The sequence below is a fragment of the Methylobacterium sp. J-030 genome, from assembly GCF_022829545.1.
GTDB lineage: Bacteria > Pseudomonadota > Alphaproteobacteria > Rhizobiales > Beijerinckiaceae > Methylobacterium.
The window spans coordinates 66144-80072 of sequence record NZ_JAKSYM010000351.1; the positions used below are offsets into that span (position 1 = coordinate 66144).

Below are 13929 nucleotides of genomic sequence, written 5' to 3' on the forward strand. Positions count from 1 at the left end.
CCGGCGCGCGGGCCGTATCAGGACACCGGCCGCTCCGGGCTCGAGACCAGCCGCAGATACACCGCGAGCGCCGCCAGGAAGACCGCGAGGCCGAGCCCCGTCGCATAAGGGCCAAAATCCTTGCCCGCGATCGCGAGCGATGCGCTGTGCCCGGCCAGGAGATCGGCGCCAGCGAGCAGCACGCCGACGCAGCTCTCCCCCACGAGGAAGCCCGATGCCAGGAGGACGCCCCGGCGGCGGGTGGCGCCCACGGCCCGATCGACATCCCCGCCGCGGACCCGGGCGCGCAGCCGGCGCTCGGCGACCCAGCCGAGCACGCCGCCGATGGCGATCGTCATCTCCACGGAGAGCGGCAGGTACATGCCGATCCCGACCGTCAGCGCCGGGAAGGTGAGGTTGCGCCGCTTCAGCCACGTCTCCGCGGCGACCAGCACCGCCCCGAGCCCGGCCCCGATCAGCACCATGCGCCAGGGTAGCGTCCCGTGGACGATGCCGTTGGCGATCTGTGTCATCAGGGCGGCCTGCGGCGCCGGCATGGCGCTGCCCGCATCCTGCCCCGCGCGCAGCGGCCCGCCGACGAAGCCGTAGGCCTCGAAGAGCAGCGACAGGATCGGGGCGATCACCACGGCTCCGATCCCCACGCCAAGGATCAGCGCGACCTGCTGGTGCCAGGGCGTGGCACCCAGCACCTGCCCGGTCTTCAGGTCCTGCAGGTTGTCGTTGGCGATCGAGGAGGTCGTGACGATCACGGCGGTCAGCAGCAGGGTCATGCCGGTGACGAACCGGTCGCCCTCCGGCCCGGCGGAATGGCCGAGGATCAGCGGCAGCAGCAGCGCGGTCGCCATCGTGGTCAGGATCCCGATCCCGGAGATCGGGCTGGACGACGATCCGAGCAGGCCGGCGAGGTAGCCGCAGGCCGCCGCCATCAGGAAGCCGAACAGAACCGTGAACAGCGTCGCGGCGAGCGCCAACACGATTAGCAGGCCGCCGAGATCGGCGGGCTTCGCGAAGAGCCAGAACAGGACCGCCAGCGGCACGCTCAAGCCCAGCGTCGCGGCGCCCACCCAGGTGATCGGCAGGTCGCGCTCCTCGCGGGGATGGTCCTTGCCAAGGCCGCCGCTGCCCGAGAGCGCCGCGCGGATGCTGCCGAGGATCGGCTTCGCCAGCGAGCAGACCGTCCACACGCCGCCCACTGCGATGATGCCGGCGCCCATGAGCCGCACCTGATCGGACCAGACGGCCTCGGCCGCGGCGCCGGCGGATGTGCCGGGATCGGGCGACAGGGCGGTCAGCACCGGCACCGCGATCCCCCAGGCGATCACGACGCCCGTGAGGAGCGCGAGGCAGGCGCCGATGCCCACGAGGTAGCCGACGCCGACCAGCGCCAGCGAGAAACCCGTCCCGGCGCGGAACGCCGCCCCGCCGAGGCTGATCGCGCCGCTCAGGCCGTCGCCGAGGACCTTCAGGCCGGTGGTGGCGAATCCGATCGCCCCGGCGACGCCCGCGGCCGCCAGCAGGTCGCGCAGGCCCTGGCCGCCACCCTCCTCCTGGCCGGTCCGGAGCACCTCGGCGGCGGCGATCCCCTCCGGGTAGGGCAGGTCGCTGCCGGCCACGAGGGCCCGGCGGAGCGGGATCGAGAAGGCGACGCCGAGCAGGCCGCCGAGCAGGCACACCGCGGTGGTCTGCCAGAACGGGAAGCCGTGCCAGTGCCCGACGAGGACGAGGCCCGGCAGCGCCAGGATGACGTTGCACAGCGTGCCGGCGGCCGAGGCCTGCGTCTGCACGATGTTGTTCTCGAGGATGCCGGCGCCGCCCATCAGACGGAACGCGCCCATCGAGATCATCGCGGCCGGGATCGACGACGAGAACGTCATTCCGGTCTTCAACCCCATGTAGAGGTTGGCGGCCATGAACACGATCGTGATGGCCGCGCCGAGGGCGATGCCGCGCAGGGTCAGCTCCGCTGGACTCTCCTGCGTCTTCGGCGGCGTCGGGCTGCGGGCGTCCATCGGTCACTCGTGCTGCCGTACGGCAACTGCACAAGGGCCGGAAACTTTCCCCCACGGCGCGTCTCGAACCCGAACGGATCGCCGCCTGGGTCGATCTGCCCCGGGGTCATACCGCCGATGTGATGCAGTCGCCCGGCCCGGCCACGGGTTGCGTGAGGGACAGCCCGCGTCGAACGCAAGCCCGCGCCGGTGCCTCCTCCCGCCCGGAATCCCGTCGTGTCCAAGTGGTACCTCTACGGCTTCGCCCTGCTGGCCGGCATCGCCAACGCCATCGAGCCCGGGCAGAACGCGACCCTGGCCAAGGCCACCGGGCAGCCGATGCTGGCGGGCATCTTCTGCTTCGCGCTGGCGATCCTGTGTCTCCTCGGCATCATGGCCTTCGTCGGGCGGCGGGACCGGCAGGCTGCCGAGCCGGCCAGCCCCGTGCCCTGGTGGGCGTGGCCCGGCGGCCTCCTCGGCGCGGCGGTCGTCCTGGCGCAGCTCTACGTCTCGGAGCAGATCGGCGCCGCGCCGTTCCTGGGCTGCGTGATCACGGCGGGCGTGGTCGGCTCGATCGTCCTCGATCATTACGCCCTCGTCGGCTTCGAGGAGCACAAGGCGAGCCGCTGGCGCATCCTCGGTGGCGTCGTGATGATCGCGGGCGTCGCCCTCGTTGCGGCTTTCTGACAGGTCCAGCCGCTGCGACCCCCGCCCACCCAACCAGGATGCGATCATGATCTTCCTCTACGGCGTCGCCCTGCTGGCAGGGCTCGCCAGCGCGGTCGAACCGGGCCAAAACGCGGGGCTCGCTAAGTCCCTCGGGCGGCCGCTCCTGGCGGGCGTGGTCAGCCTCCTGGTCAGCATCGCCACGATCGCGATGGTCATGCTGGTGGTCGGACAGGGCGGGATTCCGGGGCTCGACCGGCTCGAGCAGGTGCCCTGGTGGGCCTGGCTCGGCGGGCTGATGAGCGCGGGCCTCACGGCGGCGCAGCTCTACCTGTCGAAGGCGATCGGTGCGGCGACCTTCCTTGGCCTGATCGTTACGGCAGGCGTCATCACCTCGATCCTCCTCGACCATTTCGGGCTGGTGGGCTTCAAGGTCCACCCGGCGGGCCTGTGGCGAATCCTTGGGGGCGCCCTGATGATCGGCGGCGTCGGCCTCGTCGCCCGGTTCTGAGGCCGGCCTCAGCGTCGGGATCCGTCTCCGCCGCTTGGGCGTTTCCTTAAATCGCTACCCCTGCCCGGAGGCATGCCGTGGGGCTCGCCGCTTTCGCCTTCTTCGTGATCCCCTGGATGGCCGTCGCCGCCTGGCTGTTCCTGAGGCCCGGGGGCTTCCGGCAGGGCGTCCCATCGGCCCCCTGGCGCCCGCTGGCGGATTACCCGCCGCCGGGACGGGACCAGCAGCGCGCCGCCGAGACGCAGAGCCTCGAATCCGGCGCAGCCCACGACGGCAAGCACGCGCCGATCGAGGTCGCCTGACGTCAGCCTTCGGCCTGCAACAGGTGCAGGCTGAAGCTGCCGCCCTCGGCCCGCCAGAGGGCGCGCGGCTGCCAGCCGGCATGACGCGCGAGCGCCTGGAACGCATCCGCCGTGTACTTGTGCGAGGTGTCGGTCCGGATGCTCTCGGAGGCCGCGAAGGGGATGGCCTGTCCGCCGAGCCGGTAGGTGCCGGGCCGGGCCGTCACGAGGTGCGCCTCGACGCGGAACGGATCCGGCCGAAGGCGGATCTCGTGGCGGAAATTGTCGATGTCGAAATCCGCCCCGCATTCGCGGTTGAGCCGGGTCAGGATATTGCGGTGGAACGCCGCCATCAGCCCATCGGCGGCACCGTAGGCGCGCTGCAGGCGCTCGGGGTCGGTCGTCCCGTCGGCACCCACGAGAAACAGGCCGGGCCCGAGCGTCGTCCGCGCCCGCTCCAGGAACCGACCGGCCTCGCTCGGGTCGAAATTTCCGATGCTCGTGCCCGGGTAGAAGCCCAGGATTCCACCCGGCCCCGGACGGATCGGCAGTTCCACCGGCGCGGCGTAATCGGCACAGAGCGGCACCATGGCGATGCCGGGATAATCCGAGGCGAGCCGCCGGATCGCCGCCTCCAGATACGCGCCCGAGATGTCGATGGCCACGTAGGCGGCGGGGTCGGTCAGCGCATCGAGGAGGGTGCGGATCTTGCGGCTCGCACCGCTGCCGAACTCGACCACGGTCGCGCCCCGCCCGACTTGGCGCGCCACCTCGGCAGCGACCCGGGGGAGAAGCGCGGTCTCCTGGGCCGTCGGGTAGTAATCGGCGCTGTGGCAGATCCGGTCGAACAGCTCCGAGCCGGTCTCGTCCCAGAGGTATTTTCCAGGCAGCGTCTTGGGCGCAGCGGTCAGCCCCGCAAGCGCGTCGCAGAGAATGGCGTCGCTCATGATGGCCTGCCCGGCCGCGTGGCCGTGAGGACCACCAGGGCGAGGCGCTCCACCGCGTCGTAGGCCTCGGTCGCCAGTTCCTCGCCGTATTCGTCCGGATCGACCTCGCGGTAGGTCCAGTCGAGACGCGCGCGAGCGCAGAGGTCGGCGACGGCGTCGCGGAACGGATCCTGCCCCTCGACGATGGCCGCGCCGGTAAACAGGACGAGGCTGCCGCCGGGGGCGAGGCGCTCCACCGCCTGCGCGGCCACGGCAAGGGACAGGCCGGCCCCGAGCGGGCCGCCCCCATGCCGATAGGCCCGCGCGGCGGTATCGATCATGAAGGGCGGGTTCGACACGATGAGGTCGAACAGGCCCTCGACGTCGCGCAGCAGGTCGCTGCGGAGGACCGCGACCCCGTCGGCCCCGGCGAGCCGGGCGTTGACCCGGGCCGCCCGCATCGCTGCGGGGTTGATGTCGACCAGCACGACCTCGGCGCCCGGCACGCGCTTGGCGACGCAGATCCCGCCAGCGCCCGAGCCGCAGCCGAGGTCGAGCGCCCGGCGCACCGGCGCGGTCCGACCCTCCAGATGGGCGATCACCGCACCGGCGAAGCGCACCGTGTCGGGGCCGAAGAACACCGCGTCGGGCGCGCTCGGCGGATAGGCGGAATGGGCGAAGAGCTCGCCGTCGAGGCTGGAGAACCGGATCGTTGGCCGCAGGAGCGGCCCGTCCTCCGTCGCGGCGCCGGCCGCCCGCATCAGGCGCAGGATCGGCTCGGGCAGCAGGCCGGCCCGGAACGGCCGGCTCCAGCCGAACACGTCGCGCAGGCTCTTCGCCTCGGCGTTGCGCGACCGCGCATTGACGTGGGCATGCGTGGTGGGGGTGACGGTGGTGAACGTGTAGCCGGTGTCGCGCAAGGCCCGCGCCAGGGACAGCACGGCCGCCTCGTCCTGAGGAAACGGTTCGGATCGCGTCATCGGCCGGGTCTCAGTCGGTCACCGGGCTCGCCGGACGGGCGCTGTCCGCGAAATCCCCGGCACCCTGAGAAATGAGATCTTGAACGCGTTCGGCAACGGGACAACGGTCGCTCATCGGACGTCGCATGGGGATCGGGTCACGCCACCGGTATCCAGCACAGGCACACGGGCCGTGGGCCGATCGGCCGCGGTGCCGTCCGGCATGGAATGCCCGGGAAACCGTTCGCCTCGGCTGTTGTTCCTTGAGCGAAAGGCTGGATTTAATAATTAATCTATGTTAATACTTGTATGTATCAAATATATCGGCGGTCGATTGGTCCATTCACGGTCCCGGGCGACACGGGTTCGCGGTCTCGGCGGCCCCATCCGCCAGCCTGGAAGAGCGCGGGTCCCCAGTCCCATGCGGGCGCGGGAAACGCGCCGCCGGTCCGCGACGTTAACGATCTGATTACCATCAAAACCTAGCTCATCCGGCGGAAACGGCGCCGTCGCGCCGGTCGAGCGCTGACGATGTACGCCGTCGATTTCGTGTCTGCCTGGTACGCCGCGGCCGCGGCCCATCTCGACCTGTTCGGATCCTTGGGCCTGTGCCTGGGTTTCACGGCGGGCATGATGCCGCGGCGGGATCGGATCCTCCTGGCCTCGGCCGCCTGCGCGGCTGCCTTCGGCGTCCATTACCTGACGCTCGGGGCGCTCACCGGCGCCGCCATGTGCGCCATCTCGGTGCTGCAGAGCCTCGTGGCGCTGACCTGCCTTGGCCGGCCGGGCCGGAGCGGCTGGGTGCCGCCCCTGTTCGCGGCGAGCACGCTCGCGGCGGCCGGCCTGACGGTCGCCACCTGGACCGGCTGGCCCTCGGCCTGCGCGGCCCTCGGCACGTTGCTCGCCACGGGCGCGCGCCTCCGCACGGCCCCCCAGCCCATGCGCCTGCTGTTCCTCGGCGCCTCCCTGTGCTGGGCCGGACACAACCTGTTGGTCGGCTCGGTCTTCGGCCTGACCTGCGACCTGCTGACGATCTCGGGGCTCGGGATCGCGCTGCTGCGTGCCGTCCCGGCCCGTCCGGTCACGCCGGAGGGCCTGCGGGCGTAGCGGCCCCCTGCGGCGATCGACCCGGGCAACCCCGGGGTTTCCCGACGTTCCCTTACCGCGCACCCTGCCGAGCGAGACCGCCGGCGTCCCGCCGGAGTACCCGTTTGTCCGAGGCCACCTATCCCCCGCTCGACGTGCTCAAGCCGGTGGCCGACGGCGTCTGGATCGTCGATAGCGGCCCCCTGCGCGCCCTCGGCATCCCCCTCCCCGTCCGGATGACGGTCATCCGGCTGCGCGATGGCGCGCTCTGGCTGCACTCGCCGACGCGCTACGAACCGCTCCTACACCGGGAGATCGCGGCGCTGGGGCCGATCCGCCATCTGGTCGCGCCGAACATCGCCCACTGGACCTACCTGAAGGCGTGGCAGGACCATTGCCCGGGCGCGCTGACCTGGGCGGCCCCGAACCTGCGCCAGCGGGGGCAGGTCCAGCGCTCCGGCCTGCGGGTCGACCGGGTGCTGGACGACGCGGCGCCTCCCGACTGGAGAGCCGACCTGCGCCAGACCGTCGTCCCGGGGGGCCTCTCGTTCCGGGAGGTCGCCTTCTTCCACCAGGCGAGCCGGACCCTGATCCTGACCGACCTCGTCCTCAACCTCGAACCGGCGAAGGTGCCCGCTCTGCTGCGACCGTTCCTGCGGCTGGCCCGCATGACCGCGCCCCACGGGCAGCCGCCACCCTACCTGCGCCTAGTCATCAAGCTGCGGCGGCGGGCGGCGGCGCGGGCGGCCGCCGAGCTGATCGCCTTGCGGCCGGAACGCGTCATCTTCGCGCATGGGCTGTGGTTCGCGGGGGATGCCGTCGCGCGCCTGCGTCACGCCCTGCGCTGGCTCGGTCCGTTCGGCTGAGGCCGTGCCGGATCGCGACCGGCTGATACCGAACCTTGATGAGCCTGACTCCATCGCGGTTCGTCCGCGCGAAGGCGCGAGGGCGGTCGTCCGCAGGGCGCGATGATCCCGCCCCTAGGTCGGGATCATCGCAGCCGGGTGTCAGGTGTCCTTCGCGAGCTGCCGCAGGATCCAGACGCGCGCGGCCGCGAGATCTGTTAAGACGGGCGGGTAGATCGGATCCACAGGGCCGAATCCCGCCTCCAGGAACCATTTGCCCGCGTCCGCCCCGTGCTGCTCGGACAGGCGGACCAGCACCGCGACGAGGAAACCGTCCGCGAAGACGAGCTGGCTCTCGGCATCGTCGCTCTTCGTCGCGACCTGCACCGGCTGCAGGCTCAGGATCATAGGCCGTCCACACGGCGCCGTCAGGGGCCGGCGCCCTCCTCCGGGGCCGGATCGGCGCCGTCGAGGGACCGGGCGAGCTCGGTCAGCACTTCCTCGACCATGGGCGGCCAGGGCGCGTTCTCAGCGTCCATGAGGCGCGCGGCGCTGACCAGGGCGGTGATCTGCGCGTCGTAGATCGGCCGTCCGACGAGTTGCGCGTAACGCACCCGGGCGGCGAGCGCCGTCGCCAGACGCTGGACCTCCGCGATCTTCGCCTGCGGCGCGCGGATGCCCTCGCCGTTGTCCATGCCAGCGCCCCTTGAATCCCGTCCCGGTTGTCATCGGCCCTGTTGTCATAGGTCATGACCGGCGCGCCGTCAGGGGGCCGCTGGGAAGACCTCGGGAACTTCCGCAGGCCGGGAGCGTCGTTTCCACACATAGACGCTTGTCGTTCCAGGAGCTTCCCATGCGCGCGCCGATGATCCTCGCGGTGACCGCCTTAATCGCCTGCGCCGTCCCCGCCTGCGCGGATCCGGTGAGCGAGACCGGCACGGGCGGCGGCCCGGCCTCCGCCGCGAAGGCCCCGCACACCACCGCGACGGGCCAGACCGTGCCGAACCCGGGCGCCCTCAACCCGAACGAGACCGGCAGCATCGACCGGCGCAGCACCAACGAAGAGCGCAACGACGCGATCACGCGTGGCATCTGCATCGGCTGCTCGCGCTAGGGATCGGCCGACCCCGAGCCGGCTCGGGGCGGGTCTTGGCTGCTCTGGCGCAAGGTGTCCCGAACGGCCCACGGCGCCGGCCCATCAGCCCTCCCGAACCCATCCGGACCTGGCGTCGACGCGCGGCGAACGAGGCTGTCGGTCAGGCGGCGCGCAAGACCAGACTCGGCCTGACCGCGTCACGGTATCCGGAGCGGATCGGGGAGCCGGCCACGGAGCGCGGCCTGACCGGCGATGTCTTCGGCCGCGCGTCCGCCAAGGCCGTCGCGAAGAGCCCGACGCTCCGGCCGAGCGACCACGCACGGTGGCCGGGCCGGCTCAGCGCTCGGCCCGCAGGCTCTTGATGATGCGGCCGGCGATCTTGCGCACGGCCGCGTCGTCCCGCGATTCGCCGTCGCCCGTGTCCCAGAGATGATCCAGGCTGCCGTCGAGTTCGTCCAGAAGCTCCGGATGGCGCTGGGCGAGGAATCGGATCGTCCCGAACAGCAGGTGTTCGGTCGCCATCTCGCGGCGGCGGGCGTCCACGACGGGGTCGTGGGGCGGCGTGGGGGCAGAGGCTGTCATGCCGGCCCAACGGGCAGCCCGCGTTCCGGTTCGACGCGAGCGGCGCGGTGCGGTGCCGCGGAGGCCGCACCGGAACGGCACCGGGTCGCGTCGGCCGTCGTCCCGGATCAGGGAGGGCACCGATGGTCGATGGCGCGCCGATCCAGGGGCGTGCCGAAGGCATCGGCCCGGACGGGGCCCATGCCGGCACCGTCGATCATGCCGACAGGGGTGGGATCAGGCTGACGACGCGCGACGGCGTGGTCCGGCTCGACCGTCCGGCTGTGGCGGTCAGGCGCGGGTGGCCGACGTCCCGGCGGGACACCCGGCGCTCAGCGCCGCAAGCCCCCGATCCAGGCCGTCAGCGGTTCGACGAAGGCAGCCCGGGTGCGAGCCCAGACCGTCCCGGTCCGTCCGTCCTCGGCGCGGCGGCCCGTCATGAGCGCCGCCACCAGCGCGTCCTCCCGGGATTTGCACTCGTCGAGCGCGTTGCGCTCGTCGCCGGCGCGGCTCTGACCCGGGGGCTGATGCGCGGTCGCCTCGCGCAGGCACCGGTGCCAGGCGAGTTCCAGCGCGCGGGGGTCGGCCGGATCGGCGACCGGGCCGGCGTCCGCCGCGATGGGAGCCAGAACGAGGATCGCGCACAGGCCGACGGACGCCCCCGGGCGCGGCGACACCCGGCGCCTATCGAGACCTGTCTCGCGATGCGCTTCCCCCCGCCGGATCGATGCCGACGGACAGCGCTTGGGCAACGGCGTGCGCATGCCCGTCCTATGCCCCATGGCCGAGCCGATTGGATAGAACGGATCGGCAACAGTGCGGCGCGTTCGGCGCCGCCGGTTCACGTGCCGCGGCCCGGCCGAGCCGCCCGGCAGCTGTGGTCCATGAGTTCCTCGGCGCTCGCCTCCGGCATCCTGTAGGCCAGGAGGATCATGCCCGCCCCGGGGTCGTCGGGATCGGCCGACACCGCCGCGAAGCTCGCGTCGTGCAGCCTCCCCCGCCAGCCCGGGACGCGGGCGAGCGCCGCGAAGGGATTGAACGTCTCCACCGCGTCCGCCGGCACCCGCAGGGCGAGGTACTGCTCCTCTTCCAGCGGCACGGGAAACGGCACCCAGCTCTCGCCGACGGCGTCACCGTGCGCCTTCAGGGCCGCCGTGACGCTGCGGTGCATGCAGTCGAGATGGATGTGCAGTTGGTCCTGGCTGCGTCCGCCGACGGAGTTCACCTCCAGGCCGACCGCGGCGACCGGCAGCCGCCCCTGAAGGGCATCCGACACGAAGTGCCGCGCGTCGAGCGCCGCCCGCCAATACGCGGCGCCGCGCGGGCCCTGGAGCACCGGCGCCTCGATCCCCGACACGTTGTCGGTGGGCATCACGACCGTGTGGGTCGGCTGGCCCGGCGCGCGCAGCACCGCGGTGCCCGGCCGCGTGTCGTCGCCCAGATCGACCGACAGGCAGGGGAAGCTCCGGCCGGCGGCCTTCTTGGCGAGGACGCAGCCCTGCAGCGCGACCCACAGCACGTCCCGCGCCGGGTTGGCGGCGTCGGCCCCGGGGATCAGCGTGACGGCGAACAGGCTCGCGACGACCAGCATACGGCGCATGGAGAGGCCTTCCGATCCGGGTCGGCCGTTAAGCGGCAGGCAACGGCCGGCGGACACTGTAGGCTCGAGCCGTCAGCACGAGGTTACGGAATGTCGACGATTCGAACCGACACGCGGTGGCTCGGCCTCGCGCGCCTTGCGGCCTGGATCCTGGTAGCCTTCATCGTCGCCGTCACCCTCGTGCCCATCGGCCTCCGGCCGGTGGTGACCGCCAATCCGAGCATCGAGCGGATCGCGGCCTACGCGCTCGCCGGGCTGATGATGATGGTGAGCTATCCACGGCATTGGCGTCAGATCCTGATCGGCAGTGTCCTCCTGGCCGGCGCCCTGGAGGCGGCGCAGACTCTGACGAGCACGCGCCACGGACGGTTCGAGGACTTCCTGGTCAAGGCCGGCGCCGCGCTGGCCGGCGCGGTGGCGGGCCTCGCGATCGTGGCGGGCCGGCGGCGTCCGGGGCGCCTCGCGGATCGATAGGCACGCGACCATCGTCGGTCGAACCGGTCGGGCAAAACGACAACTCGCGCGGATCCGGCCCGTTTGCGGTCCCGTATAGAAACCGCCGCGCTTCCTCCGCATTGTCTCACGGGGCGTGTTGGGGGCATGCACGCGAGGGTCTCATGTTCGGCGCGGCCAAGCTCACGGGACGGTTCTGGTTTCGCAAGACGTGGACGGGCAAGCTGGTCCTGGTCGTCGAGGAGGAGAGGCCGCGGTGGCTGAACCGCGGCGGCCCGACCAAGCTGCGCTGGCGCGATGCGCGCCTGCTCGATCTGGCCGAAGCGCCGCTGCGCGCGCTGATGACCCTCGAACGGACCTATCGGGCCGATTACGGCGCGGGTGCCGCCCGGGTGCTCCAGGCCGTGGTCCCGTCCGGGACGCGCGGCGTCATCGCCCCGCCCCAGGACCAAGCGGCCAGCACCTGAGGGCGCGGCTGCAGGTCCCCGCATGGCAGGCGGGCCACCCGGCTTTGTAACCGAGTTTATCCAGCGTCCGCCCGCCAATTAATCTATGTTGCTATTCCATGCCCAGCTGGTAGATAATGATCAGGATTAGTTAGATCTGATCAGACAAGCCCTTGACTACCGGCAAGGAACGTCACGTTCATGGCGCACTGCCGTGAGAGAGGCATCGATGGAAGACAACACGTCAATCCCAAACCAGGACTCGGTCGATTTCGTCGAGCTGACGGCCGACATCGTCTCGGCTTACGTCGCCAACAACTCCGTTCCGATGCCCGACCTGCCGTCGCTTCTGTCCGGCGTCCATGCTGCGCTGACGGGGCTGGGCCAGAGTTCGGCACCCGCGGAGCCGGACTTCAAGCGGGCGACGCCCGCGCAGATCAAGAAGTCGATTACGCCGGACGCGCTGATCAGCTTCATCGACGGCAAACCGTACAAGACGCTCAAGCGTCACCTCAACGGCAACGGCATGTCGATCGAGCAGTATCGGCAACGCTACGGCCTGCCGCCCGATTATCCGACCACGGCCTCCAGCTACTCGGCGATGCGTGCCGAATTCGCCCGCAACGCCGGCCTCGGCCACAAGCGCCGGAGCCCGGCGGCCAAGAACGCCGCCCCGTCGGAGACGGTCGCGGAGGCCCCCGAGCGGGCGGCGGACGCCGCCAAGCCTGCCAGGGGCCGCAAGAAGAAGGCCGAGGCGTAGGCTCCGGGCTCTAGGCTCCGAGTCCGCCAGGTCCGGCGATCCCGGGCGGCGCCGCAGCGGCGCCCGGGCCGGAACGACGCGTGCGGCCGGCCGTTGCTCCCGGAACAGCCCGGAGCCGACCTTGAACCGATTGATCCTCGCCCTTCTCGTCGCCGCCGCGACCGTCACCGGCCTCCCGGCGGCAGCCCGGGCGCAGGACCGGACCGGGGCGGCGCCCAAGGCCGAGACCGCGGGCAAGCCCGAGGCCGACACGAAAGATCCCGGCAAGACGGCCACGGAGGCCGTGACCAACCCCGCCGCCGTGCCGCCCACCGAAGGCGCCGTCGGCAGCGGCAAGCCGCCGGTTGCCGCTGCGCCCCCCGCCACGGGCCGATAGGTCGGCCGGTCCCGTCCAAGGGTCGGCCGCTGCGCCGGCGGGCGAACCATTGCGGCCCTCGCGCGTCTGCCCGGCGCGGCCAAGCATCGACCGCGGGGCGAGCAGAGCCGGATGAGTCCTTACGAACGGGTCGCCGAATCGAGAATCCGGCCCGCTGACCGCGATCCGGGCGCGACCCGTCCCGGATTGCGCGGCCTGATCGGGGGGATCGCCGCGCCCGATCCCCGCCTTTGGGTGCTGAGCCTCGCGATCATCGGCCTCGATGCGGCCTGGATGCGGGCCATTCACATGAAGGCCGCGCCGACGGGCTTCGCCGTGGCGGCGGTGATCGTGGTCGTCCTGCTGGTCGCGGCAGCCTGCCTCGCCACGGTGAAATCGGATCCGCCGCTGCGCGGCATGGCGCTGGCGAGCGCGTTCCTGATCACCTTCACGGTGCCGGTGGCGGTGCTGCATGTCCTCGCCGCCGGCCTGGGGCTGCCCTTCGTCGACGACGCGCTGGCCCGGTTCGAGGCCGGCCTCGGGTTCGACTGGACGGCCCATGTGGCGTTCCTGGCGCGGCATCCCACCCTGTCGTGGTGGCTGGCGCTCGCCTATCATTCCAGCGGGCCGCAGGTCGGGATCGTGGTCATCGCGCTGAGCGCGACCCGCCGGCTCGGGCGGCTCTGGGCCTATGCCCGGCTGTTCTCGGTCACGCTGCTGTGCGTGATCGTGGTCGCCTCCCTGGTGCCGGCGTTGGGACCCTATGCGCATTACGCGCCGCGCCACGTCCCGGCGGAGCACCTGGAGACGGTCGGCGCGCTCTGGCACCTGGAGCCGGTGGCGCGGCTGCGGGCGGGCACGCTGGACACGCTGGCGCTCGGCGACCTGCGGGGGCTGGCCACCTTCCCGTCCTTCCACGTGTGCCTCGCGATCCTGACCGCCTGGGCGCTGGCGCCCCTGCCCGTCCTCGGCCCGCTCGCGATCCTCCTCAACGCGGCCGTGATCGTGGCGACGCTCGGCGCGGGCGGCCACTACCTGCCGGATCTGCTGGCCGGGGCGGCCCTGGCGGTCGCGGCCATCACGGTTCGCGAGCGGACCCGGCGGCGCGCGCCGGCGGCGGCCCCGGCCGGACCGGTCCCCGGCGTGATCAGCCCAGCCGACGCCTGAGCGCGCGGGCCGCGAACCGCCCCGACAGGGGCGCGTCAGCCCTCCAGCGGAGATCGAGGGCCCATGCCCGAGACCCGATGGAGGATGCGCGCGATGCCGAGCCGGGCCGGACGGGATCTGGGACCTCCGCGGCCATCCGACCCGCACCGGCATCGCCGCCCAGGCCCTCGATGCCGCCGCGGCCGTGCGGCTCCGGTCGCTCGCGAAGACATCGACCGGGCTCACCTGC

The 13929-nt window shown here is 72.0% G+C and carries 19 protein-coding genes; 11 read left to right on the forward strand and 8 right to left on the reverse strand.

What is annotated here, in order from left to right; translation table 11 throughout:
* Positions 1 to 17: 17 nt before the first annotated feature.
* Entirely contained in the window at positions 18 to 2009 is a 1992-nt protein-coding gene (locus MKK75_RS27640) for an OPT family oligopeptide transporter (protein ID WP_244045681.1), read from the reverse strand.
* Between the two features lie 216 nt (positions 2010 to 2225).
* On the opposite strand from MKK75_RS27640, the gene MKK75_RS27645 reads away from it, so the two are divergent.
* The 3 genes from MKK75_RS27645 to MKK75_RS27655 all read left to right on the forward strand — a co-directional run bounded on the left by MKK75_RS27645 (position 2226) and on the right by MKK75_RS27655 (position 3467).
* A complete protein-coding gene (locus tag MKK75_RS27645) occupies positions 2226 to 2675 on the forward strand; it encodes a DMT family transporter (RefSeq protein WP_244045682.1) in 450 nt (149 codons plus the stop codon).
* A 46-nt stretch (positions 2676 to 2721) separates the two neighbouring features.
* Positions 2722 to 3165: a DMT family transporter gene (locus MKK75_RS27650; RefSeq protein ID WP_244045683.1), complete on the forward strand. Its 444-nt coding sequence runs from the start codon at positions 2722 to 2724 to the stop codon at positions 3163 to 3165.
* A 77-nt stretch (positions 3166 to 3242) separates the two neighbouring features.
* Complete coding sequence (locus MKK75_RS27655) at positions 3243 to 3467, forward strand: hypothetical protein (RefSeq protein ID WP_244045684.1); 225 nt, start codon at positions 3243 to 3245, stop codon at positions 3465 to 3467.
* A gap of 2 nt (positions 3468 to 3469) precedes the next feature.
* Here the strand turns inward: MKK75_RS27655 and egtD are convergent, their stop codons facing one another.
* Together egtD and MKK75_RS27665 are read right to left on the reverse strand one after the other, a co-directional pair.
* The gene (egtD, locus tag MKK75_RS27660) at positions 3470 to 4393 is read right to left on the reverse strand and encodes an L-histidine N(alpha)-methyltransferase (protein ID WP_244045685.1); all 924 of its coding nucleotides are present in this window, start codon (positions 4391 to 4393) and stop codon (positions 3470 to 3472) included.
* A complete protein-coding gene (locus MKK75_RS27665; protein WP_244045686.1) occupies positions 4390 to 5352 on the reverse strand; it encodes a methyltransferase in 963 nt (320 codons plus the stop codon). The genes egtD and MKK75_RS27665 overlap by 4 nt, the downstream gene beginning before the upstream one ends.
* Positions 5353 to 5862: 510 nt before the next feature.
* Here MKK75_RS27665 and MKK75_RS27670 point away from each other — a divergent pair.
* Entirely contained in the window at positions 5863 to 6438 is a 576-nt protein-coding gene (locus MKK75_RS27670) for a YgjV family protein (protein WP_244045687.1), read from the forward strand.
* Positions 6439 to 6542: 104 nt separating this feature from the next.
* Positions 6543 to 7283 (forward strand): DUF4336 domain-containing protein, encoded by a 741-nt coding sequence (locus MKK75_RS27675; RefSeq protein ID WP_244045688.1) that lies wholly within the window; start codon positions 6543 to 6545, stop codon positions 7281 to 7283.
* 141 nt (positions 7284 to 7424) lie between these two features.
* On the opposite strand, the gene MKK75_RS27680 is transcribed toward MKK75_RS27675, so the two are convergent.
* Both MKK75_RS27680 and MKK75_RS27685 read right to left on the reverse strand, forming a co-directional pair.
* Positions 7425 to 7670 carry a hypothetical protein gene (locus MKK75_RS27680; RefSeq protein WP_244045689.1) on the reverse strand — a complete coding sequence of 82 codons (246 nt, stop codon included), beginning with the start codon at positions 7668 to 7670 and terminating at the stop codon, positions 7425 to 7427.
* 20 nt (positions 7671 to 7690) lie between these two features.
* Entirely contained in the window at positions 7691 to 7957 is a 267-nt protein-coding gene (locus tag MKK75_RS27685) for a hypothetical protein (protein WP_244045690.1), read from the reverse strand.
* Positions 7958 to 8115: 158 nt separating this feature from the next.
* On the opposite strand from MKK75_RS27685, the gene MKK75_RS27690 reads away from it, so the two are divergent.
* Positions 8116 to 8376: a hypothetical protein gene (locus MKK75_RS27690; protein ID WP_244045691.1), complete on the forward strand. Its 261-nt coding sequence runs from the start codon at positions 8116 to 8118 to the stop codon at positions 8374 to 8376.
* A gap of 318 nt (positions 8377 to 8694) precedes the next feature.
* Here the strand turns inward: MKK75_RS27690 and MKK75_RS27695 are convergent, their stop codons facing one another.
* From MKK75_RS27695 to MKK75_RS27705, 3 genes are all read right to left on the reverse strand, one after another.
* Complete coding sequence (locus tag MKK75_RS27695) at positions 8695 to 8940, reverse strand: hypothetical protein (protein ID WP_244045692.1); 246 nt, start codon at positions 8938 to 8940, stop codon at positions 8695 to 8697.
* 311 nt (positions 8941 to 9251) lie between these two features.
* Positions 9252 to 9596: a hypothetical protein gene (locus tag MKK75_RS27700; RefSeq protein ID WP_244045693.1), complete on the reverse strand. Its 345-nt coding sequence runs from the start codon at positions 9594 to 9596 to the stop codon at positions 9252 to 9254.
* Between the two features lie 164 nt (positions 9597 to 9760).
* On the reverse strand, positions 9761 to 10519 hold the full coding sequence (locus MKK75_RS27705; RefSeq protein ID WP_244045694.1) for a CDP-diacylglycerol diphosphatase: 759 nt from the start codon (positions 10517 to 10519) through the stop codon (positions 9761 to 9763).
* A gap of 90 nt (positions 10520 to 10609) precedes the next feature.
* Here MKK75_RS27705 and MKK75_RS27710 point away from each other — a divergent pair, with 90 nt between their 5' ends.
* The 5 genes from MKK75_RS27710 to MKK75_RS27730 all read left to right on the forward strand — a co-directional run bounded on the left by MKK75_RS27710 (position 10610) and on the right by MKK75_RS27730 (position 13700).
* Entirely contained in the window at positions 10610 to 10993 is a 384-nt protein-coding gene (locus MKK75_RS27710; RefSeq protein ID WP_244045695.1) for a hypothetical protein, read from the forward strand.
* A 143-nt stretch (positions 10994 to 11136) separates the two neighbouring features.
* Positions 11137 to 11439 carry a hypothetical protein gene (locus MKK75_RS27715; protein ID WP_244045696.1) on the forward strand — a complete coding sequence of 101 codons (303 nt, stop codon included), beginning with the start codon at positions 11137 to 11139 and terminating at the stop codon, positions 11437 to 11439.
* A 208-nt stretch (positions 11440 to 11647) separates the two neighbouring features.
* A complete protein-coding gene (locus MKK75_RS27720; RefSeq protein WP_244045697.1) occupies positions 11648 to 12178 on the forward strand; it encodes a MucR family transcriptional regulator in 531 nt (176 codons plus the stop codon).
* A gap of 121 nt (positions 12179 to 12299) precedes the next feature.
* Positions 12300 to 12554 carry a hypothetical protein gene (locus tag MKK75_RS27725; RefSeq protein WP_244045698.1) on the forward strand — a complete coding sequence of 85 codons (255 nt, stop codon included), beginning with the start codon at positions 12300 to 12302 and terminating at the stop codon, positions 12552 to 12554.
* Between the two features lie 111 nt (positions 12555 to 12665).
* Positions 12666 to 13700, forward strand: coding sequence for a phosphatase PAP2 family protein (locus MKK75_RS27730; protein WP_244045699.1), 1035 nt, complete (start codon positions 12666 to 12668; stop codon positions 13698 to 13700).
* The last annotated feature ends 229 nt before the right edge of the window (positions 13701 to 13929 follow it).

Excerpts from the sequence above, each read along its gene's own strand:
- MKK75_RS27680 (WP_244045689.1), bottom strand. The coding sequence starts at position 7,670 with ATGATCCTGAGCCTGCAGCCGGTGCAGGTCGCGACGAAGAGCGACGAT.
- MKK75_RS27670 (WP_244045687.1), top strand. The coding sequence starts at position 5,863 with ATGTACGCCGTCGATTTCGTGTCTGCCTGGTACGCCGCGGCCGCGGCC.
- MKK75_RS27730 (WP_244045699.1), top strand. The coding sequence starts at position 12,666 with ATGAGTCCTTACGAACGGGTCGCCGAATCGAGAATCCGGCCCGCTGAC.
- MKK75_RS27640 (WP_244045681.1), bottom strand. The coding sequence starts at position 2,009 with ATGGACGCCCGCAGCCCGACGCCGCCGAAGACGCAGGAGAGTCCAGCG.
- MKK75_RS27665 (WP_244045686.1), bottom strand. The coding sequence starts at position 5,352 with ATGACGCGATCCGAACCGTTTCCTCAGGACGAGGCGGCCGTGCTGTCC.
- MKK75_RS27685 (WP_244045690.1), bottom strand. The coding sequence starts at position 7,957 with ATGGACAACGGCGAGGGCATCCGCGCGCCGCAGGCGAAGATCGCGGAG.
- MKK75_RS27710 (WP_244045695.1), top strand. The coding sequence starts at position 10,610 with ATGTCGACGATTCGAACCGACACGCGGTGGCTCGGCCTCGCGCGCCTT.
- MKK75_RS27720 (WP_244045697.1), top strand. The coding sequence starts at position 11,648 with ATGGAAGACAACACGTCAATCCCAAACCAGGACTCGGTCGATTTCGTC.
- MKK75_RS27715 (WP_244045696.1), top strand. The coding sequence starts at position 11,137 with ATGTTCGGCGCGGCCAAGCTCACGGGACGGTTCTGGTTTCGCAAGACG.
- MKK75_RS27705 (WP_244045694.1), bottom strand. The coding sequence starts at position 10,519 with ATGCGCCGTATGCTGGTCGTCGCGAGCCTGTTCGCCGTCACGCTGATC.
- MKK75_RS27650 (WP_244045683.1), top strand. The coding sequence starts at position 2,722 with ATGATCTTCCTCTACGGCGTCGCCCTGCTGGCAGGGCTCGCCAGCGCG.
- egtD (WP_244045685.1), bottom strand. The coding sequence starts at position 4,393 with ATGAGCGACGCCATTCTCTGCGACGCGCTTGCGGGGCTGACCGCTGCG.
- MKK75_RS27690 (WP_244045691.1), top strand. The coding sequence starts at position 8,116 with ATGCGCGCGCCGATGATCCTCGCGGTGACCGCCTTAATCGCCTGCGCC.
- MKK75_RS27695 (WP_244045692.1), bottom strand. The coding sequence starts at position 8,940 with ATGACAGCCTCTGCCCCCACGCCGCCCCACGACCCCGTCGTGGACGCC.